General features: G+C 61.2%; 16 protein-coding genes and 1 riboswitch. Of the genes, 10 read left to right on the top strand and 6 right to left on the bottom strand.

The window, feature by feature from the left end; genetic code table 11:
• Positions 1-276: 276 nt before the first annotated feature.
• Positions 277-654 carry a RidA family protein gene (locus DW037_RS00250; protein WP_089572469.1) on the top strand — a complete coding sequence of 126 codons (378 nt, stop codon included), beginning with the start codon at positions 277-279 and terminating at the stop codon, positions 652-654.
• 122 nt (positions 655-776) lie between these two features.
• Here DW037_RS00250 and DW037_RS00245 read toward each other — a convergent pair whose 3' ends face one another.
• Complete coding sequence (locus DW037_RS00245) at positions 777-1,433, bottom strand: transcriptional regulator (RefSeq protein ID WP_231501550.1); 657 nt, start codon at positions 1,431-1,433, stop codon at positions 777-779.
• A 350-nt stretch (positions 1,434-1,783) separates the two neighbouring features.
• Between DW037_RS00245 and DW037_RS00240 the strand changes: the two genes are divergently transcribed.
• From DW037_RS00240 to xdh, 5 genes are all read left to right on the top strand, one after another.
• Positions 1,784-3,178 (top strand): uracil-xanthine permease family protein, encoded by a 1,395-nt coding sequence (locus DW037_RS00240; protein ID WP_055285183.1) that lies wholly within the window; start codon positions 1,784-1,786, stop codon positions 3,176-3,178.
• A 195-nt stretch (positions 3,179-3,373) separates the two neighbouring features.
• Complete coding sequence (gene ssnA, locus DW037_RS00235) at positions 3,374-4,729, top strand: putative aminohydrolase SsnA (protein WP_040359022.1); 1,356 nt, start codon at positions 3,374-3,376, stop codon at positions 4,727-4,729.
• A 150-nt stretch (positions 4,730-4,879) separates the two neighbouring features.
• Positions 4,880-7,879: a putative selenate reductase subunit YgfK gene (gene ygfK / locus DW037_RS00230; RefSeq protein ID WP_118372619.1), complete on the top strand. Its 3,000-nt coding sequence runs from the start codon at positions 4,880-4,882 to the stop codon at positions 7,877-7,879.
• Positions 7,880-7,890: 11 nt separating this feature from the next.
• Positions 7,891-8,370, top strand: coding sequence for a 4Fe-4S binding protein (locus tag DW037_RS00225; RefSeq protein ID WP_117655021.1), 480 nt, complete (start codon positions 7,891-7,893; stop codon positions 8,368-8,370).
• 12 nt (positions 8,371-8,382) lie between these two features.
• Positions 8,383-11,160, top strand: a complete 2,778-nt coding sequence (gene xdh / locus DW037_RS00220; protein ID WP_118372618.1) for a selenium-dependent xanthine dehydrogenase — start codon at positions 8,383-8,385, stop codon at positions 11,158-11,160.
• Positions 11,161-11,567: 407 nt separating this feature from the next.
• Here the strand turns inward: xdh and DW037_RS00215 are convergent, their stop codons facing one another.
• Entirely contained in the window at positions 11,568-12,566 is a 999-nt protein-coding gene (locus DW037_RS00215) for a hypothetical protein (RefSeq protein ID WP_118372617.1), read from the bottom strand.
• 840 nt (positions 12,567-13,406) lie between these two features.
• On the opposite strand from DW037_RS00215, the gene DW037_RS00210 reads away from it, so the two are divergent.
• Positions 13,407-14,018 (top strand): DUF4143 domain-containing protein, encoded by a 612-nt coding sequence (locus DW037_RS00210; RefSeq protein WP_233503776.1) that lies wholly within the window; start codon positions 13,407-13,409, stop codon positions 14,016-14,018.
• 139 nt (positions 14,019-14,157) lie between these two features.
• Here the strand turns inward: DW037_RS00210 and DW037_RS10835 are convergent, their stop codons facing one another.
• Positions 14,158-14,283 carry a hypothetical protein gene (locus DW037_RS10835; RefSeq protein WP_255413317.1) on the bottom strand — a complete coding sequence of 42 codons (126 nt, stop codon included), beginning with the start codon at positions 14,281-14,283 and terminating at the stop codon, positions 14,158-14,160.
• A gap of 258 nt (positions 14,284-14,541) precedes the next feature.
• Here DW037_RS10835 and DW037_RS00200 point away from each other — a divergent pair, with 258 nt between their 5' ends.
• Positions 14,542-15,363: a 3'-5' exonuclease gene (locus tag DW037_RS00200; protein WP_117583051.1), complete on the top strand. Its 822-nt coding sequence runs from the start codon at positions 14,542-14,544 to the stop codon at positions 15,361-15,363.
• A 21-nt stretch (positions 15,364-15,384) separates the two neighbouring features.
• On the opposite strand, the gene DW037_RS00195 is transcribed toward DW037_RS00200, so the two are convergent.
• The 3 genes from DW037_RS00195 to DW037_RS00180 form a co-directional block, all read right to left on the bottom strand.
• Entirely contained in the window at positions 15,385-15,807 is a 423-nt protein-coding gene (locus DW037_RS00195) for a hypothetical protein (RefSeq protein WP_117583050.1), read from the bottom strand.
• Between the two features lie 8 nt (positions 15,808-15,815).
• Positions 15,816-15,906: riboswitch (SAM riboswitch) on the bottom strand.
• 299 nt (positions 15,907-16,205) lie between these two features.
• Complete coding sequence (locus DW037_RS10535) at positions 16,206-17,192, bottom strand: hypothetical protein (protein ID WP_158556477.1); 987 nt, start codon at positions 17,190-17,192, stop codon at positions 16,206-16,208.
• 123 nt (positions 17,193-17,315) lie between these two features.
• Positions 17,316-17,969 carry a transcriptional regulator gene (locus DW037_RS00180; RefSeq protein ID WP_117583047.1) on the bottom strand — a complete coding sequence of 218 codons (654 nt, stop codon included), beginning with the start codon at positions 17,967-17,969 and terminating at the stop codon, positions 17,316-17,318.
• A gap of 277 nt (positions 17,970-18,246) precedes the next feature.
• Between DW037_RS00180 and dpaL the strand changes: the two genes are divergently transcribed.
• Both dpaL and DW037_RS00170 read left to right on the top strand, forming a co-directional pair.
• Positions 18,247-19,461 carry a diaminopropionate ammonia-lyase gene (gene dpaL / locus DW037_RS00175; RefSeq protein WP_117583046.1) on the top strand — a complete coding sequence of 405 codons (1,215 nt, stop codon included), beginning with the start codon at positions 18,247-18,249 and terminating at the stop codon, positions 19,459-19,461.
• A gap of 237 nt (positions 19,462-19,698) precedes the next feature.
• Positions 19,699-21,084: a YgeY family selenium metabolism-linked hydrolase gene (locus DW037_RS00170; RefSeq protein ID WP_099432046.1), complete on the top strand. Its 1,386-nt coding sequence runs from the start codon at positions 19,699-19,701 to the stop codon at positions 21,082-21,084.
• The last annotated feature ends 171 nt before the right edge of the window (positions 21,085-21,255 follow it).

The following is a 21,255-nucleotide window of genomic DNA, read 5'->3' as shown; positions in this document are numbered from 1 at the left end:
GATACTCAAAAGTATAGTGGTGCCGTCGCGGCAGGCGATGCCCGTGCTCTAAGCGGGATAAAGTCTTCAGCAGCTTGGACTGGCTGCTCCACATGAGAACCGTTCAGCGGTCCGGGGAAACCGTTGGGCGATAAAATATTCTCGCAGCGTGATAATAATCTTGCATCGCGCGGAAACCTTGAGTACTATCCCAATCAAGCGCGGTGTTCAGACCGAACTGTGCCTCCCGGTGTGAACGCCGCGCTCCCGTTCCCTTTTACTTGTAAGGAGAAAAACATGAGCAAGACCGTCGTGTCTTCCGATAACGCACCCGCAGCCATCGGCCCGTATTCCCCCGGTATCCAGACTGGCAACATGGTGTTCCTGTCCGGCCAGCTGGGCATCGATCCCGCGACCGGCAAGCTGCCCGAGGGTGTCGAGGCCCAGGCCAAGCAGTCCCTCGCCAACGTCGAGGCTCTGCTGACCGCTGCCGGCGCCACGTTTGCCGATGTCGTCAAGACCACGGTCTACCTGGCCGACATCGCCGACTTTGCCGCCGTGAACGAGATCTACGCCTCCAAGTTCGAGGCCCCGTTCCCCGCGCGCAGCGCTTTCCAGGTTGCCGCTCTTCCGGCTGGCGGTCTGGTCGAGATCGAGGTCGTCGCCGCTCTCTAAGGCGTTGGCCACAACTAAACATGACATGCAAAAAGACCCTGCAGCGCGTGCGAGCTGCAGGGTCTTTTGTCAAGCGATGCGACAAAAATGATCCGTTTCCCTTCGTCCCCAAGGGATCACGTTTAGCCCTCCTTGCGAACTTTTTGCAGGTAGCGGTAGACGCTGGGCTCCGAGATGCCCAGCGCGGTGGCGGCGCAGGCCACGGCGCCCTTGAGCATAAACACGCCGTTGCCGTTGAGGTGGCGAATGACGTCCACGCGGTCGCTCTGGCCAAGCGACGCTACATCCAGCCCGCGCGCGCTCAGCAACTCGGCAATGCTGCGGTCGATGAGCTCCTGGGTGGACTCCGAAAGGCTTTCGACCTCGATAGGGGCGGGCTCCGTGCGCGTCGGCGCTGCGTCGAAGCACGCCATGAGCTGCTGCGCCATGGCGTTGATGGAGCGTACGGTCGAGAGGTCGGTGTTGACGCAGAGCATACCGACGATCTCGTCATTTTCGCGGATAAAGAACGTCGCGGACTCCAACGTCTTGCCACCGGCACCGCGCCCCTCGTAGCCCGTAATAAACGGCAGGTCGCGATACTTGGGGTCGTGCATGATCTTGAGCGCCAGATCGGTGGCGGGACCGCCGACCTTGCGGCCGCTCACGATGCCGTTGCGAATATCGACGATGGCGTGGTCGGGATCCGAGAAATCGTGCAGGACGATCTCGCTGTTCTTACCGAGTATCTGCTCCAGGAAATCGACCATCGGCAAAAAGCGACGTACGGTCTCGTTCACGGGCAACTCCTTTGGGTGAAATCGGAAGGTTCATAACAATTTTTTCTCATGGTAACACGCTACTCTTCATCTCGTATATCCGCAGGTACATTGCGTAATACAGACGAACGGTAGGAATTTGGCGGTAAACGGTTGACCAAAAGAAAAGTTAGATGTTATTTTGACCAGACACTTTCCTGACCTGCGGAAATGCATTATCTCAGCTGAAGAATAGTCTGATAACAAAAAATTATTATTGAGAATGAGAATCATCTTTAATACGATATGCAACGAAGGCACAACCTCAACCCCGCACTGCGTCACAATAGAGCGTTAGATGCGAAACAACTATTTCGAGGATTGGTGGTCAAATGACCCAGGAGACGGTTACGAACGGCACTGAAGCCCTGTTCACTCGTGAAGGCATGCCTCCCGTTAAGGAAATGATCCCGTGTGCCCTTCAGCACGTACTGGCTTCGTTTGCCGGTATCATCACCCCGGCTGTCATCATGGCCGGCGTCTACGGCTTTAATAGCCAGCAGAGCACCGACATCATTCAGGTTGCGCTCATTCTTTCGGCAATCGACACGGCCCTTCAGGCCTTCGCTCCCTTCCGCCGCATCGGCGGCGGCCTGCCCATCGTCATGGGCGTCTCGTTCGCGTTCCTGCCGGCCCTGCAGGCCATGGGTGCCTCGGGCTTTAGCTTTGGTGCGCTGCTGGGCGGCGAGATTGTCGGCGGTGCCGTCGCGGTCCTCTTTGGTCTGGCCTACAGCAAGATTAAGTGGCTGTTCCCGCCCGTCGTGACCGGTACGGTCATCTTCTCCATCGGCGTTTCGCTGTATCCCACGGCCGTCAAGTACATGGCCGGCGGCATGGGCACGCCGCTGTGGGGCACCCCGCAGGCCTGGTGCGTCGCTCTTATCACCTTCGCCGTGGTCTTTGCGCTCGCCAACTTTGGCAAGGGCACGCTCAAGCTGGGCTCCGTGTTCTTTGGCATGATCGTTGGCATGATCGTCTCCATCCCCTTCGGCATGATCGACTTCTCCAGCGTCGCCACCGCTCAGGTCTTCGCCCTTCCCAAGCTCATGCCCTACGCGCTCGAGTTTGATCCCGAGGTCTGCATTACCCTCGCCGTCGTGTTCCCCATGGTTGCCATCCAGGTTATCGGTGACGTCTCCGCCGCCTGCCTGGGCTCCATCGACCGTATGCCCACCGAGCGCGAGCTCTCCGGCGCTATCGTGTCCCAGGGCCTCACTTCTATGGTCGGCGGCCTGCTGGGCGGTCTTCCCACCAGCGCCCTTGGCCAGAACGTGGGCATCATCTGCTCCAACAAGGTCGTCAACAAGTGGGTCTTTGTGATCATCGCGGCCGTCTTTGCCATCGCCGGTCTGTTCCCGCAGCTCTCTGCCGTCCTTTCCGCTATCCCGCAGCCCGTCATCGGCGGCGCGACCGTCGGCGTCTTTGGTACCATCACCATGAACGGCGTGCGCATGTTCACCCGCGAGGGCCTCACGCAGCGCACTACCACCATCGTCGGCACCTCCGTCGTCTTTGGCCTGGGTATCTGGATGGCCAGCGGTTGCCTTGCCGGCGAGGGTATGCCCGCCTGGGTATCCACCGTCATCGGCTCCAATGCCGTAACCCCCACCGCCATTATGGCCATTGTCCTTAACCTGATCCTTCCGCAGACGCCGGTCGTGGCTCAGCACATCGATGCTGCCAAGGACGCTGCCGTGGATCTGGTCTTGCCCGAGAGTAAGAAGTAACCAATTCGGTGCTATTCGTCGGCGGGCGCATCGCCTCGTCCGCCGACGTCATGCGGCGCCAAGCCGCACTTCAAAGGGTTTGTCCCTTTGGTGAAGCGTTGACGGGAGAGGGCCCGTTTCCGGTGTAGGCCGGCGCTTCGCACTCCGCCATGTCAGAGGTGTCAAACCCCGCCCCTGATGTTGAAGGGAGCATTCATGCTTCTGGTCGCTAACGGTTCCGTTTTTACCCGCAACGCTCAGACCCCGTTCATTCCCAACGGCGCGGTCGCCATTGACGGAGATACGATCGTCGAAGTAGGTCCCGAGTGCGAGCTCAAGGCCAAGTACCCGGATGCCGAGTACGTCGACGCCCAGGGCAACCTCATCATGCCCGGACTCATCAATTGCCACACCCACATCTACTCGGGTCTGGCCCGCGGCCTTGCCATTAAGGGCTGCAACCCCACCAACTTCCTGGAGAATCTTGAGCAGCAGTGGTGGAAGATCGATGACAACCTGACGCTCGACGGCACCAAGGCCAGCGCCTATGCCACGATTCTTGACTCCATCCGCGATGGCGTCACCACGATCTTCGATCATCATGCGAGCTTCTGCGAAATCCCGGGAAGCCTCTTTACCATTAAGGATGCAGCTCAGGAGCTGGGCATGCGTTCGTGCCTGTGCTACGAGGTCTCCGATCGCCGCGGCCAGGAAAAATGCGACCAGGCCATTGCCGAGAACGCCGAATTTGCCCAGTGGGCCGCCAAGGAGCGTCGCGATAACGACAACCACATGATCGCCGCCATGTTTGGCGGTCACGCCACCTTTACGCTGTCGGACGAGACCATGGACAAGATGGCCGAGGCCAACAACGGCCTGACCGGCTTCCACATCCATGTGTGCGAGGGCATGAATGACGTGTGGGACTCCCGCCTCAACCGCGGTGGCATCAGTCCCGTCGAGCGCCTGCTGCAGCACAACCTGCTGGGTCCCGACACCATGCTCGGCCACTGCATCCACGTGACGCCCGCCGAGATGGATATCGTCAAGGAGTCTGGCACCTGGCTCGTCAACAACCCCGAATCCAATATGGGCAACGCCGTGGGCTGCGCCCCCGTGCTCGAATTCTTCCGCCGCGGCATCCCCGTGTGCATGGGCACCGACGCCTACACCCACGATATGCTCGAGAGCCTTAAGGTTTTCCTGATCATTCAGCGCCACAACGCCGCCATGCCCAACGTGGGCTGGTGCGAGGCCATGACGATGCTGTTCGAGAACAACGCCAAGATGGCGAGCAAGTACTTCGATCGCAAGCTCGGTGTGCTCGAGGCCGGCGCCGCCGCCGACGTCATCGTCATGGACTACAAGCCCTTTACGCCGCTGAGCGAGGAGAATATCGACGGCCATATGCTCTTTGGCATGATGGGCAAAAACTGCCGCACTACCATCATCAACGGCCGCGTCCTGTACAAGGATCGCGAGTTCGTTGGCATTGATGAGGACAAGATCAACGCGTGGACCATGGCCGAGTCCAAGAAGCTCTGGAGCACGCTCAACGATCGCGTGTACTAATTCCAATTGGAGATTCGCGCGCGTCGGATGTTTCGCCGCATCCGACGCGCGCATAGGCGGCCTCCGCGGGGTCGCCGGCGCTGTGCTAGCGCTACACCGTATTTGCGCCCGCCGCGCGGTCTCGCCGGGCGTTACAGAGAGGAGCTCACTATGAGCGACATCATGAGGCCGATCCCGTTTTCGCAGCTGATGAACTGGATCATCGAGGAGCACAAGACCCAGGACGCCATCTTTGGCGTGCGTAAGATGGTCACGACCAACCAGGAGGGTGCGCTTCCCATTTTTGACGAGCGCATCGAGACTCCGTTTGGCCCGGCTGCCGGTCCCAATACGCAGCTGGCCCAGAACATCGTGGCATCCTATGTGGCTGGTTCCCGCTTCTTTGAGCTCAAGACCGTCCAGGTTATGGACGGCGAGGAGCTTTCCCGTTGCGTCAACAAGCCCTGCATCGTGGCTCAGGACGAGTGCTACAACTGCGAGTGGTCGACCGAGCTCGAGGTTCCGCAGGCATTTGCCGAGTACGTGAAGGCATGGTTTGCCTGCCACCTGATCGCTCGCGAGTACGGTCTGGGCAGCCCGGACGGCTTTGTCTTCAACATGTCGGTGGGCTATGACCTGGAGGGCATTAAGAGCCCCAAGGTCGACGCGTACATCGAGGGCATGAAGGACGCCAGCGGCTCCGACGTCTGGAACGAGTGCCGCACATGGGCGCTCGCCAACCTGGACAAGTTTGAGCATGTCGATGCCGCATTTGTCGAGTCCATCCCGGCGCGCGTCTCCAACTCCATCACCGAGTCCACGCTGCATGGCTGCCCGCCGGCGGAGATTGAGCGCATCGCGACTTACCTCATCACCGAGAAGGGCCTCAACACCTACATCAAGTGCAACCCCACGCTGCTGGGCTATGAGTTTGCCCGTCAGCGCCTCAACGATCTGGGCTTTGACTACATCGTCTTCGATGACACGCACTTCCGCGAGGACCTGCAGTGGGTCGACGCCGTGCCCATGTTCGAGCGCCTGATTGCCCTGTGCGCCGAGCGCGGTCTTGAGTTTGGCGTCAAGCTGACCAACACGTTCCCCGTCGACGTGACGAGGAACGAGCTGCCTTCTACCGAGATGTACATGTCCGGCCGTTCGCTGTTCTCGCTGACCATCGAGGCTGCCCGCCGCATTACCGAGCAGTTCGATGGCAAGCTGCGCATCAGCTACTCCGGCGGCGCCACGGTCTACAACATCCGTGCCCTGTATGACGCCGGCATTTGGCCCGTCACCCTGGCGACCGACGTGCTCAAGCCCGGTGGCTACGAGCGCTTTAGCCAGATGGCCGGCGAGTTTGCCGACCTGGATGGCAAGCCGTTTGAGGGCGTTTCGCTCGAGGCAGTGACCGCGATCCAGACCGACTCGCTCACCAACCCGCTCTACAAGAAGCCGCTGCGCCCGCTGCCCGACCGCAAGGTCGCCGGCAAGAGCCCGCTTTCCGACTGCTTTACCACGCCGTGCCGCACGAGCTGCCCCATCCAGCAGGATATTCCCGCCTATCTGGCGGCTGTTGACGAGGGCCGCTACGAGGACGCGCTCAACATTATCATCGAGCGCAACGCCCTGCCGTTCATTACCGGCACCATCTGCCCGCATCCCTGCGGCCGTGCCTGCGAGCGTGCGTTCTACGAGCCCGAGGGCGCCCAGATTCGCGCCAGCAAGCTCAAGGCCGCCCGCGAGGCCATGACCGCCGTGCTGCCCAAGCTGCGCGCCCAGGCTATCGCCAACGACGGCGAGCGCAACGTTGCCGTTATCGGTGGCGGTCCGGCCGGCCTGGCGACGGCGTTCTTCCTGACGCGTGCCGGCGTGCCCGTTACCATCTTTGAGGCCCGCGATTCGCTCGGCGGCGTGGTCCGTCACGTGATTCCCGAGTTCCGTATCGCCAGCGACGATATCTCCCACGACGCCGAGCTCTGCCTGGCCTTTGGCGCCAAGGTGCAGCTCAACGCTCGCGTTGATTCCATTGACGAGCTCAAGGCCCAGGGCTTTACCGACGTGGTCGTGGCCACCGGTGCCTGGATGCCCGGCTCTGCGGGCCTGGGCGAGGGTGCCGAGCTCGACGTGCTGGAGTTCCTCGAGGCCGCCAAGAAGGGCGAGAAGCTTAAGCTGGGCGAGGACGTCGTGGTCATTGGTGCCGGCAACACCGCCATGGACGCCGCCCGCGTGGCCAAGCGCCTGGCAGGCGTGAAGAACGTGCGCCTGGTGTATCGCCGTACCAAGAAGCAGATGCCCGCCGACGAGGAAGAGTTCGATCTTGCTCTTGTCGACGGCGTTGAGTTCTGCGAGCTGCTGGCGCCCAAGGCGCTCAACGGTGCCGTGCTGACCTGCGACGTCATGGAACTTGGCGAACCGGATGCAAGCGGCCGTCGCAGCCCCGTCACCACGGGCGAGACCGTCGAGCTTCCCGCCACCACGGTGATCTGCGCCGTGGGCGAGGGCATCGATGCCAGCCTGTACGATGCCGCGGGCGTCGAGCACGACCGTCGCGGCCGCCTTGCCGCCACCTCCACCGGCGTCGAGGGCGTCTGGGCTGCGGGCGACTGTCGCCGCGGTCCTGCCACCGTGGTCGAGGCTATCGCCGATGCCGCCGAGGTCGCCCGTGCCATCGCCGGTGTGGACTTTAACAAGTACGCCGACTGCAACGAGCAGGCCGGTCGCGAGGACACCTGCTACGAGCGTAAGGGGTCGCTGTGCCGCGACAAGCGCAACTGCACCAAGACCCGCTGCCTGGGCTGCGGCTCGGTGTGCGAGGTCTGCTGCGATGTGTGCCCCAACCGCGCCAACGTGGCAATTAAGGTGCCGGGCCTGGCCAAGCATCAGGTGGTACATGTCGATGGCATGTGCAACGAGTGCGGCAACTGCGCCGTGTTCTGCCCCTACCAGGAGGGTCGTCCCTACAAGGACAAGCTCACCCTGTTCTGGAGCGAGGAGGACATGGAGAACTCCGAGAACGAGGGCTTCCTGGCCGTGGACGAGGACCACTTTAAGGTCCGCGTTGCCGGCACGGTCCGTACCGTCTCGGTCGATGCCGTCAACACCGGTCTGCCCGAGGCCGTCCGCCTGACCATCAAGGCCGTGCGCGACAGCTATTCGTATCTCCTTAAGAAATAGGCGAGTCTCTTATGGCCAAATCCATTCAACATAACGTGGCCTACGTTGCCTGCGGAAGCGGTTGCGCCTCCGCAGGCGGCGACGCCCACTGCAGCGAAGGCTGCATTGGCTGTGGCGCCTGCGTCACGGCCTGCCCCCACGGCGCCATTGCGCTGGTCGATGGCATCGCCCGCGTGGATCGCTCCAAGTGCACGGGCTGTGGCCTGTGCGGCATGGCGTGCCCGCAGCGCGTGATTGCTTTCGTCCCCGGCTACCAGAACATCCTGGTGCGCTGCAACAACACCGATAAGGGCGCCATCGCCCGCAAGATCTGCGACACCAGCTGCATCGGTTGCGGCATGTGCGCTAAAAAGTGCCCCGCCGGCGCTATCCGTATCGAGGACAACTGCGCCCATATCGACGGCGCGGACTGCCTGTCGTGCGGCATGTGCGCCGTCGTCTGCCCGCATGGCGCCATCCACGACCGCACCGGCATCGCCGCCGGCGTGTAGAAGGGAATCACCATGGCACAGGAATTCACTTTTACCGTCAACGGCGTCGAGCGCACGACGACCCAAAACAAACCGCTGCTGCGCTACCTGCGCGACGACCTGCACATTCACTCCGCCAAGGACGGCTGCTCCGAGGGCGCGTGCGGTACCTGCACCATCCATGTGGACGGTGCGGCCGTCAAGGCGTGCGTGCTGACCACCGCCCTTGCCGCCGGCCGCAACATCGTGACCGTCGAGGGCCTGCCCGAGGACGTGCGCGAGGCCTTTGTGTACGCCTTTGGCGCCGTGGGCGCCGTGCAGTGCGGTTTTTGCATCCCCGGCATGGTCATGGCGGGTGCGGCGCTCATCGCCGAGGACCCCGAGCCCACCGAGGAGCAGATCAAGTACGCCATCCGCGGCAACGTCTGCCGCTGCACCGGCTACAAGAAGATTGTCGAGGGCATTTCGCTGGCCGCTGCGGTGCTCCGCGGCGAAAAGCAGATTGACGAGGGCCTGGAGCGCGGCGACGACTACGGCGTGGGCAAGCGCGCCTTCCGTATCGACGTGCGCAAGAAGGTGCTCGGCGAGGGCAAGTATCCCGACGACATCGACGAGCTCGATCAGCCGGGTCTGACCTACGCCAGCGCCGTGCGCTCCAAGTATCCGCGCGCCCGCGTGCTCTCCATCGATACCTCCAAGGCCGAGGCCCTGCCCGGTGTGGTGGGCATCCTGCGCGCCGAGGACGTGCCGGTCAACCAGGTCGGCCACCTTATTCAGGACTGGGACGTCATGATCGCCCAGGGCGATATCACCCGCTGCGTGGGTGATGCCATCGTGCTGGTGGTTGCCGAGGACGAGGCGACGCTCGAGAAGGCCAAGAAGCTCGTAAAAATCGATTACGAGCCGCTGGAGCCCGTGCGCAGCATTGCCGAGGCTAGGGCCGCCGACGCGCCGCGTCTGCACGACAGCTTCTTTGCCTTTGGCAACACGGTGGAGCTCAAGGACAACGTGTGCCAGAGTCGTCACGTGACGCGCGGCGACGCCGCCAAGGCGCTGGCCGAGAGCGCGTTCACCGTGACGCAGCGCTTTACCACGCCCTTTACCGAGCATGCCTTCTTGGAGCCCGAGTGCGCCGTTGCCTTCCCGTACAAGAACGGCGTCAAGGTGCAGTCGACCGATCAGGGCGCCTACGACACACGCAAAGAGTGTGCCCACATGTTTGGCTGGGACAACGAGCCCGAGCGCGTGGTCGTCGAGACCATGCTCGTGGGCGGCGGCTTTGGCGGTAAGGAGGACGTTTCGGTCCAGCACCTGGCCGCGCTCGCCGCCTATAAGCTCCAGCGTCCTGTGAAGTGCAAGCTCACGCGTGCCGAGTCGCTCGCGTTCCATCCCAAGCGCCACGCCATGGACGGCACCTTTACGCTGGGCTGCGACGCCGAGGGCAACTTTACCGGTCTGGATTGCGAGATCAACTTTGATACCGGCGCCTACGCGTCGCTGTGCGGCCCGGTGCTCGAGCGCGCCTGCACGCATGCCGTCGGCCCCTACAAGTACCAGAACACCGACATCCGCGGCTTTGGCTACTACACCAACAACCCGCCCGCCGGCGCGTACCGCGGCTTTGGCGTTTGCCAGTCCGAGTTTGCACTCGAGAGCCTGATCGACCTGCTGGCAGAGAAGGTCGGCCTGGACCCGTGGGAGATTCGTTACCGTAATGCCATCGAGCCGGGCGAGGTTTTGCCCAACGGCCAGATTGCCGACTGCTCCACGGCGCTTAAGGAGACGCTGCTCGAGGTCAAAGATGCCTACTATGCGCATCCCGGACACGCCGGTATCGCCTGCGCCATGAAGAATGCTGGCGTGGGCGTGGGTCTGCCCGATGCCGGCCGCTGCAAGATTCGCGTCGAGGACGGCGTGGCTGTGGTCTACGCCGCCACGTCCGACATCGGCCAGGGCTGCAACACCGTCTTTTTGCAGGACGTTGCCGAGGCGTGCGGTCTGCCGCTGAGCTGCATTGCCAACGGCGAGTGCTCCACCGAGAACGCTCCCGACTCCGGCACCACGTCTGGCTCGCGTCAGACGGTCGTGACCGGCGAGGCCGTGCGCGGCGCCGCTTTCCTGCTGCGCGACGCCATGGTTGGCATCGAGGCCGGCAAGTCTGCGCCCGATGCTCCCGTGAGTGCGCATGGCGACGGCGTCAAGATCGAGTACGACGACGGTCGCGCCTATCAGCTGCGCACGCAGGAGCTCGTCGCCGGCCAGGGCATGCATCCTCAAGATCCCGCGGCTGCCATCAAGGCGCTCGAGGGCTGTGAGTTTGGCTACGTGTACCTGGAGCCGACCGACAAGCTGGGTGCCGACGTTCCCAATCCCAAGAGCCACATCTGCTACGGCTTTGCTACGCATGTGGTCATTTTGGATGATGACGGCCGCGTGAGCGAGGTCTATGCTGCGCACGATTCCGGCAAGGTGGTCAACCCCATCTCCATCCAGGGTCAGATCGAAGGCGGCGTGCTCATGGGTATGGGCTATGCGCTTACCGAGGACTGGCCGCTCAAGGACTGCGTGCCCCAGGCCAGGTACGGTACGCTCGGGCTGTTCCGTGCGCCCGAGATCCCGGATATCCACGCCATTTACGTGGAGAAGGACGAGCTGTTGCCCGTGGCATACGGCGGCAAGGGCATCGGCGAGATCGCGACGATCCCCACGGCGCCCGCCGTACAGAACGCTTACCGCGCGTTTGACGGCAAGCTGCGTCCCGATCTGCCCATGGTGGATACGCCCTACAGCCGCGTCCGCAACCGCTGGTAGGGTAGGGCGCGGGCGGCCATTGCTGACTGCCGTCTGCGCTCAACATCAACAGCATATGTTGCGCCTTTGGCCCCAGCTCCATCGCGAGCCGGGGCCCTTTGCTTGGAGCGGAAATTGCGTCCCAGATTTCGGCTCCAGAATGGGATGCGCTTTCCGGAACAGCCCTCAACCGGAAACTGCGTCCCGGAATTGGCGCTCAGAATGGGATGCAGTTTCCGGATCGGCCTTCAAGCGGAAATTGCATCCCATTCTGAGTCTTCATTCTGGGACACGCTTTCCGCAAGGAGCTTCGTCGGGAAAGCGCATCCCATTTTGAGCATTCAATCTGGGACATGGTTTCCGCGGGTGCTGCCAACCGGAAAGTGTGTCCCGGTTTGGCAGGCAGACGGGCATAAGCTCAGCAGCCCCTACAGCTCAATATCGTTGAGCCATGTCGGGAGCATGGTCTGGCGGATGCCTGCCGTCTGCAGCTTTTTCGCGAGCATGCCTGCCGAACGGACTTCGATCATGGTAAAGCGGATGAGCGGATGGCCGTAGAGCGATAGGTGCGCCTCGCGCTGTCGTTCGGCAACGAGCGCCTCGGCGGTGGTGCGTCCGGCCAGCATGGTCTGGTCGGTATATTTGATGAGCCCGTCGAGCTCGCCCAGCGTGAGTTCCTGCGCCTGGCGCTCCCAGGCAAAGTCCGTTCGTATGGGTTTGGCCGAATCGAAGGGGTCCGTCAGCTCGTATTGAAGCCAGTCGGGTGCAAAGCCCGTCTCGATCATGACGGCTCGGGCGACCGATTCCCCGCCGCTCTCGGCGCGGGCGTCGGCATATCGAAGCGTTGTGAGGGCGGTGCGAATCGCGCGCCCATTGCGGGCAGTCGCTCGTTGCTCAACGGCCTTCATCAGCTGTTCCGGCGCAAGGCCGAGCTTTGAGATCGCCGAATCGGCAATGGGCATGCCGTCGGCAAAACCAGTTTGCAGCAGGCAATCTGTGGCCGTTTGGATGGGCGGCGTTACCGATACGTCGGCTCTGCGTATTGCTCCGGCCGGCTCAATCTGGTGTCGCTGAATATGTGCGCCCGGACGAGCCGACGGCTTTGTCGAGCTGCAAACATGCACGACGTTCAGGTGTCGCCACGAGACCTCGAGCCCCAGCAGGCAAGCTGCCGAAAACGAGCAGAACGTCCAATCGGGATGGATGATCGCAAGGGCGCGGATAATCTCGCAATGGCGTTGCGCTCGGTTGAGTTCATCCCAGCGCGTTTTTCGCGCAAACAACCCCGGCATGGGCGAGACAACCGTGCCGCCGGTGCGCCGAAGGAGCGCTTTTCGGATCGCCGTGCTCGGGGGAATCAGACAGCGCCCCTCTTGTTCGGCTTGAGTGAGCAGTTGGTCGATGAGCTGGTCATTGCAATGGGTCATGAGCTACCGCCTCCTTTTGGGTAGCAAAAACGTATCAGCTGGAACTTGCCGCTCAGCTGACCAAAAGCTGACCAAAATCTAACCATGCAGGTAGATGGCCTGTTTTCGGCGACATTTTTACATTCGAATCGGTGGGCGGTGATCGGCTCCCGTGAACGGCAACAAGTTATGAAGACCTGGTAAGTTTAGGGACGTGTACTTTTTGAAAAAGAGCATTCTATCTGCTGTTTTGTGTTTCTGGATCGCATATTTGAAGGCATGTGATAAGGGCGGCGGACTGTCGCCTTGTATCTGCGGAAACTGTGACCCGGAATTGCCACTCGGGATGGGACGTGCTTTCCGGATCGCCCTTCAAGCGGAAACTACATCCCAGATTTCGGCTCCAAACCGGGATGTGCTTTCCCGGCGGTGTCTCTGGCGGAAATTGCACCCCGGAATGAGCGCTCAGAGTGGAACATGCTTTCCTAACGAAGCCGCATGCGGAAACTACGTCCCGGATTCGATGCTCAGGACGGGATGCCGTTTCCGATAGAGGCATGGGGTGGAAAGTCTCCCATTTCTAATGTTCAAGAAATGGGAGGCAGCTCATCGCGAGCTGGGCCTTTTGTTTGGAGCGGAGGCAGCATCCCGGAATTCGGGCAATCCGGTGGTCAGGGGTTGAGCGAGCGTCGCGCTAAGGATGCCAAGCGTAAAACCTTCAATGAACATAGCGTAAAAACTACATCCGCAACGGCGTAAAAACTACATTGGAAGTAGCATAAAATCCGCATTGAGAATGGCGTAATTTCGTATATCGCATGATCGCCCGAGCTTGCACACGGCCTTTTGCGAGCTCTTGCCATGAACGAGAGCCAGGCTGTCACGTACAAGACGCTCATAAAGGACGCCTCGTACGGTGAGGCGGGCCCCGACGAGAGGACCATCGCTGCGCACCTGGATCTCTTCAACAGGCTCAAGCTGACCGAGGACCTGTGCGGATGGGAGCCGCCCATGCGCTCGAAGGCTCGCGTTCGCGTGCGCCCCAAGCGCTACTTCTGCGACCCGTCATTTGCGGCGGCGTTGCTGGGGGCTACCCCTGAGCGGCTGCTTGGCGATATGCAAACGCTGGGGATGCTCTTTGAGGACCTCGTTCTGCGCGACGTGCGCGTGTTCCTTTCCACCTACGGCGGTGTCGACAACAGTGTCCATTATTTCCGAGATGAGAAGGGCCTTGAGGTCGATCTGATCGTTGAGCACGACGGGCGCTGGGGAGCTATCGAGGTCAAGCTGAGTGATGCGAAAGCAGACGATGGAGCGAGAAATCTCAAGGCGCTGGAGAGGAAAGTGCTCTCCAATCCTGCCGCCCAGAATGCCGCGCCGGCGTTTTTGGCGGTCGTGGTTGGAAAGGGGAGCATTGCCTACACACGCGACGACGGCGTGGCGGTGATCCCCATGGCGGCACTTGGGGCGTAGCGGTTTTGCGGGCGTGCCGTGCTTCCTTTACCGAAAATCCATTTGGTAAACCCGGCGCCCGTGGGTAAAATAAGGTCGACGGCAGCCCAAGTAGTGAAGAGCTGGGCAGCGCCGTTGCTTGGATTAAGGGGTCATCGCCTTAGCGGCGTCGACCCCTCTTTTTATGCTTCGTACGCTGCTTGAGTGCCTCGGTAAGTCCGATAAGCGCCGTGAGGAGCGAGACCAAAGCGGTCAGGAGCTTCACAAAATCAGTTAGATCGGTCATGGGCATCACCTCCCGTCGCATGGAGGGCGCTGCCCGGCACATGGAACTGCCGCCAACAATAACCAGTCTATCAAACTGCAGCCATAAATACGAATATATGTTCGATAATAACAACGACGTGACCATCTCAAAGCGCAGCTTTACGCAAGGATGTCGGAAAGCTGCACTGTGCGATTTCATGTCCGCACGGACACTTATCCTTACGGCAATGTAGCTGCCTGTGAAACAGGCGGCAGTTGACGGAGAAAGGCCCTCACCGTGCCAGACAAAAAGACGCCGTGTATCTCGGCTATCGATACGACGAACTTTGCGCGTCAGATTGTGCTCGACTTCGAGTTTGCGCCGGTGTCAAGGCAGCGCCAGCGCCGCGGGTTGCGCAACGAGATTATCGAGGTCGGCGCGGTTAAGCTCGATAACCGCGGCAACGTGATGGGCGAGTTCTCGCAGTTTGTGCAGACGGAATATGCCGAAGGCGTTGCGTTCCCCGTTCGCGAGCTTACGGGGATATCGGCCGTGGACACTGCGATGGCCGATCCGCTCTACATGGTGATCAAAAGGCTCAGCGATTGGATCGGTCGCTACTCCGCCCAGGTGGTCTGTTGGAGCGGGGCGGATCGTCGACAGCTTTTGACTGAGTGCCAGGCAAAGCATATCGATCTTTCCGCATTTCCTACGGACTGGGCCGACCTGCAGGCGTTTTACACCTCGATCATGGACATGAGCAGCCACGGGTGCGTCTCTTTGAGTGACGCAGCGACGTGGTTTGGCATCGAGTTCGACGAGTCGACGGGTCACGCCCACAGCGCCCTAGCCGATGCGCGCGTGACCGCCAAGCTGCTCAAGCAGATGATGGACGGGGACTACCGCGTGAGCCCGCGCGCCCAGGAGGTCCGTCAACGGTGGGGGATGGGCGAGCGAGCTCAGACGCGCCTTTCCAGCAAGTGCCCCGAGCTGGGCGACCTGCTGCTAAAGCTGAAGGCGGAGGGGGTAGGCCTTTTGAGAACGCCATTCGGTTTGGCATGGCGGGGCTGTAAGCGCGAGCCCGCCCTGCTGTTTGAATCGAAGCGTCAACCAGTATGACGAGCTGTCTGGCCTGTCTGCCTACGCCCTCGCAATCCCGCGTGCCGCACTCAGCAGCTCGTACTCCCTCTGGCTCCATTGGCGCAGCTCGGCCGCGCGCACGGCGTCGCGGCACAGGTTCAGGAACACCTCGGCTCCCTCGCAGAAACACTCGCGGGCAAAGGTGCCGGATCCGTCCGCAACGCACTTGCCGTCGGCAAACAGATTCCAGCTGGATGGCTCGCGCGAATCGTCTCCGAGCAGCTTGACCTGCAGCACGTGCGGGTCGCCGGCGGCGCAGAGCTCTTCCTCGAGCTTCTGCACGGTAAAGCGCATCTGGTGGGAGAGGCTGCTCTTGACCATGGCCGAGGCGTAGCCATTTGGCTTATCCAGAAGATGCATTCGTTTTGGCTTGGCTGCCAGGTTGTGGAAGTTGCGCTCACTGCGCACAGAGAAATTGTCCATACGGACTCCTTTCATCGATGTTGGCAGGGCCACCGTGCCTCTTGGCCGGTTGGCGTCGGGATCGTGGAGCCAACTCTCTACCCCGACTCTGGATAAAACGCGCCCGCTCCCTGCGGGCAAGAGGAAGTCTATCAGCGCGCGCGGACAGAAATCAAGCGCCGCTTGCGAAATGACGCGCGGACGGCGTTGGTTTCCCAAGTGATCACTCGGCTTTCATCCGGAAAAGTGTCGAAATCAGCCGTTTAAAAGTACGGAAAAGTGTCGAAATAGGCACCTTAGAACTTCGGAAAAGTGTCAAATTCGATAGGCAAATTATCAGGAAAAGTGTAGCTGGATGACAAGACAGCACTTAGAAGCCGGTGCTGGATGCGAGATCCTGCGGCAGCCTTCAGCTCTCGCTACTCATCGTCTCCGTCGTTGGGGTCGCCCTTGAGGGTGTTGATGTCCAGATACTTGTTATCGTCCTCTTTTTGCTGGGTCTCCGACTCCGCTTGGGTGGGGCCGGAGAACAGACGGAATCCCTCAAACGCAATGACGCCGAGCAGGGCAATGACAATGGCGATAAAGGCAACCTTGACTGCCTGCGGAAATTCCGAGAAACGCAGCGCCTTTTCCTCGGCGTAATAATCGGCGAAGCGCTCTTCGCCCGTGCTTTTGGTATACGCCGGCGCGGACGCGGCCTCCGGGTCATATTCCGGTGCAGGCGCGGCAGCGTACGGATCGTTGAGATAATTGCTCGATGCGGTGCCATAATCCTCGGTCTCGATGCGACCGGTGCCAGTATAGCTATCGGAATAATCGGAATATGCCGCACCGCCCTCATAATCCGCGGCGCTCGTGTTGGCGGCAAAAAGCGGGTTAACTGGAACGTCGAGCACCGGCATGCCGGTTGAGGTCTCATCCAGATCGGCTGCAGCCCAGGAATCGTAGGCAACCTGATGGGCAACGGGCTCATCGAGCCTTGTGATCGGAGGCTTGCGTGCCGCAGGAACAGGCAACTGCTGGGCGCTGTACATAACGGTGCTGTCGGCCGATTTGCCCTGCGTCGCTGCAGCGAGAAATGCCGCCGTCTCGGACGGGTCGCTTGCGGGGCGGGGAGCGGGCGCGGGCGCCGAAATGGGTGCGGGCGTAGATGCGGGCGTCGAAACAGGCGGCTGCGCAGGAGTCGGCGCAGATGCGGGCTTAGGCGCAAGTGCGGGATTGGGGCTTGACGGGCGAGCCCCACCGCCCATGAGTTCGTCGGCGGTCCACGGGCGATCATCCATCACGTCGTCAAGGCTCAGCGAAAACAGGTCGTCTTCACCCTCATCGAACATGCGGTGCACATGTCCACCAATTGCCGGAATCAATCCGCGACCGGTGCATGATGCCTTGCTCAACGCCATTCTATTCCACCCTTTCGAAATACTAATGACATCGATTATATGGAACTTCCCAAGCGGCTCGGTCTTGGATTCGAGCTTTCCAGAACTCGCGCCCAAAAGGGGAGGGGCAATCTAGGCGAGTGCCTACTTGTCGTCGGCCGCCGCCTTGGCCTCATTGAGGTAGCTATAGAAGCTGTACTTGGAGATGCCAAAGAACTCGCAGGCGCGCTCGCTCGACTTGGAAATGAGGAAGGCGCCGCGACGGTCGAGGTAGCCAATGGCACGAATGCGCTCGTCTTTGGTCATGAGCGCCGCGGGCTTGCCCACAAACTGCTCGCACTCGTGCAGCAGGTCCTCGAGCAGGTCGCCGATGTTCTTGGTAATGGGCTCGGGCTCGGTGTAGCCCGTGCCGCCGGTGCCGGTAAAGGCGTCGAGCGAACGCTCAAAAGCCTTCATAAGCGTAATGTCAAAGTTGATGCCCAAAATGCCGACGGGCTTGCCCTCGTCGTTGCGGATAAAGATGGTCGAGGACTTGAGCAGCTTGCCATCGGTGGTTTTAGTGAGGTACGGCTCGCGGTCGTGTACGTCGGTGGTGCCCTCGTGCATGGACTCAAACACGATATGGCTGGGGCCGTCGCCCAGTTTGCGCCCGCTGACGTGGCCATTTTCGATCACTACGATGGAGTGGTCCACGTCCTCGGTCTCCAGATCGTGGACGACGACTTCGCAGTTGGGGCCAAATTGGAGCGCCAGACCGTGTGCAAGGCGCTTGTAAAACTCAATCTGTGCGGGGGTCATGGGTGCCTTCCTAAAAATTAGTTTGGGCACACTTTGCCATAAACCACACTTGTTCGCAAATAACGAAAGCGTTGCTGCGTTATGTGACCGTTCGGCGGCGAAAAGGTACCGATTGCGGCAACTAACAATTTGTTAGGTTATCCAATCAAAAAGTGTGATAGAACATTACTAACAAACTTTTTGTTTGGCATCCACATAAAAGTTCAGCCGTGTGAATGGGATCGGGCTGAAACGCGTATGCGGGGGCCGGCAAGAGAGGACTTAAGGAGTTCACCGTATGGCCGATAAGATCCAGTGGGCGGGCAACACGATGCCCAAGAGCGATGACAAGCACTTGGGAATCATGAGCCTCGACCACGTGAAGAAGGCCCGCGCCTTCCACCAGTCGTTCCCTCAGTACACCGTTACTCCGCTTGCCCGCCTGGACGGCCAGGCCGCGCGCCTGGGCCTGTCCAACCTGTGCGTTAAGGACGAGAGCTATCGCTTTGGCCTCAACGCCTTTAAGGTCCTGGGCGGCTCGTTTGCCATGGCCAACTATATTGCCGACGAGACCGGCAAGGACGTTGCCGACTGCACCTTCGATTACCTGACCTCCGATCAGCTGGCCGAGGACTTTGGCCAGGCTACCTTCTTTACCGCCACCGACGGCAACCATGGCCGCGGCGTGGCATGGGCTGCCAACAAGCTGGGCCAGAAGGCCGTCGTGCACATGCCCAAGGGTTCCACCAAGCCCCGCTTCGATAACATTGCCGCCGAGGGCGCCACGGTGACCATCGAAGAGGTCAACTACGACGAGTGCGTGCGCATGGCCGCCGCCGAGGCCGACGCCTGCGAGCGCGGCGTCATCGTTCAGGACACCGCCTGGGAGGGCTACGAGAAGATCCCGTCCTGGATCATGGAGGGTTACGGCACCATGGCTTCCGAGGCTGCCGAGCAGCTGCGCGAGATGGCTATCAACCGCCCGACGCACGTCTTTGTCCAGGCTGGCGTGGGCTCGCTGGCCGGCGCCGTGGTGGGCTACTTCACCAACCTGTATCCCGATAACCCGCCCACCTTCGTCGTGGTTGAGTGCGCACCGGCCGCCTGCCTGTACAAGGGCGCTGCCGCCGGCGACGGCGACCCGCGTATCGTGGACGGCGACATGCCCTCCATCATGGCCGGCCTGTGCTGCGGCGAGCCCAACATCCTTGGCTGGGATATCCTGCGCAACCACACCACCGCCTTCGTGTCCTGCCCCGACTGGGTCACCGCTCGCGGCATGCGCACCCTGGGCGCTCCCGAGAAGGGCGACCCGCGCGTCATCTCCGGCGAGTCCGGCGCCGTGACCACCGGCCTGGTCGAGACCCTCATGCTCGATCCCGAGTACGCCGAGCTCAAAGAGCTCATCGGTCTGGACAAGACAAGCTCCGTGCTCTGCTTCTCCACGGAAGGTGACACGGACCCGGATCAGTACCGTCGCATCGTCTGGGAGGGCGAGTACCCCACTTGCTAGCAGACTGACCTGTCCGGAGGCAGCCGGAGGACTTTACTCCCTGCTCGGACAGTCCTGCTCGCACGGAGAGCACATTAAGTGCTCTCCGGCTCGTGCGGAACTCGCGACGGAGCAAAGTCCTCCGTCCGCCTCCTATGGTTACTTGCTTGTGGGGTGCTCAACCTCACGCCGCTTGGCACAAGTGATCTATCTGAAATATCTACCTGTAGGTAAACCCTTGTAGAAAGGTTGACTGTTATGACTAAAGAACTCGATTTTGATGCCATTAAGGCTGCGGCTGAGTCCCATCGTGCTGATATGACGCGTTTTCTTCGCGCAATGATTAGCCACCCCTCTGAGTCTTGCGAGGAGGGTGAGGTTGTCGCTTGCATCAAGGCCGAGATGGAGAGCCTTGGCTATGACGAGGTCAAGGTCGACGGCCTGGGCAACGTTATGGGCTTTATGGGCGAGGGCGACAAGATCATCGCCATCGACTCCCACATCGACACCGTCGGTATCGGCAACATCGAGAACTGGGATGCCGATCCCTATGAGGGCTACGAAACCGACGAGATCATCTACGGCCGCGGCGGCTCCGACCAGGAGGGCGGCATGGCTTCTGCTACCTATGCTGCCAAGATGATGAAGGACATGGGCCTCATCCCCGAGGGCTACAAGATCATGGTCGTCGGCACCGTCCAGGAAGAGGACTGCGACGGCATGTGCTGGCAGTACATCTACAACAAGGACGGCATTAAGCCCGAGTTCGTCATTTCCACTGAGCCCACCGACGGCGGCATCTATCGCGGTCACCGCGGCCGCATGGAGATCCGCGTCGACGTTCACGGCACCTCCTGCCACGGTTCCGCTCCCGACCGCGGCGACAACGCCATCTACAAGATGGCCGACATCATCGCCGACGTCCGCGCCCTCAACAACAACGGCTGCGACGAGTCGACCGACATCAAGGGCCTCGTCAAGATGCTCGACCCCAAGTACAACCCCGAGCACTTTGAGGACGCCCGCTTCCTGGGCCGCGGCACCTGCACCGTCAGCCAGATCTTCTACACCAGCCCCAGCCGCTGCGCTGTCGCTGACTCCTGCGCCATCTCCATCGACCGTCGCATGACCGCCGGCGAGACCTGGGAGTCCTGCCTGGACGAGATCCGCAACCTGCCGGCCGCCAAGAAGTACGGCGACGACGTGAAGGTCTCCATGTACATGTACGACCGTCCGTCCTGGACCGGCGAGGTCTACGAGACCGAGGCTTACTTCCCCACGTGGATCAACAAGGAGACCGCTCCGCACGTCAAGGCCCTCGTCGACGCCCACAAGGCCATGTTCGGTGACGAGCGCATCGGCTGCGAGCCCAGCATGGACAAGCGCACCGGCCGTCCGCTGTGCGACAAGTGGACCTTCTCCACGAACTGCGTTTCCATCCAGGGCCGCTATGGCATCCCCTGCGTTGGCTTTGGCCCGGGTGCCGAGTCTCAGGCTCACGCTCCCAACGAGGTCACCTACAAGGACGACCTGGTCACCGCTGCCGCCATGTATGTTGCTGCTTTGAACCTCTACGATCCGAGCCAGGCCGATGGCGACGCTACCGTGTTCCGCGCTGGTCTGACCAACAACAAGATCGACTAGTCCCATTCCTCGATCTTGTTGAGCCGGGGACAGCCTGTGTCCCCGGCACCCCCTGTTGACTTGGGGCCCGCGGTCGTTATCTCCCATGCTTCCTCAACGGTAGCGGGTCCTCGTCATAGCGCTCTGCATGTTCTAGCCACACGCGCATGCCGGAGCACATCTACTCATTGC

Origin of the sequence: Collinsella sp. AF39-11AT (assembly GCF_003474585.1) — a bacterium.
In the GTDB taxonomy this organism is placed as follows: Bacteria; Actinomycetota; Coriobacteriia; order Coriobacteriales; family Coriobacteriaceae; genus Collinsella.
The sequence above is the reverse complement of the archived record's forward strand: the minus strand, read 5'-3'. Positions and strand labels throughout refer to the sequence as shown.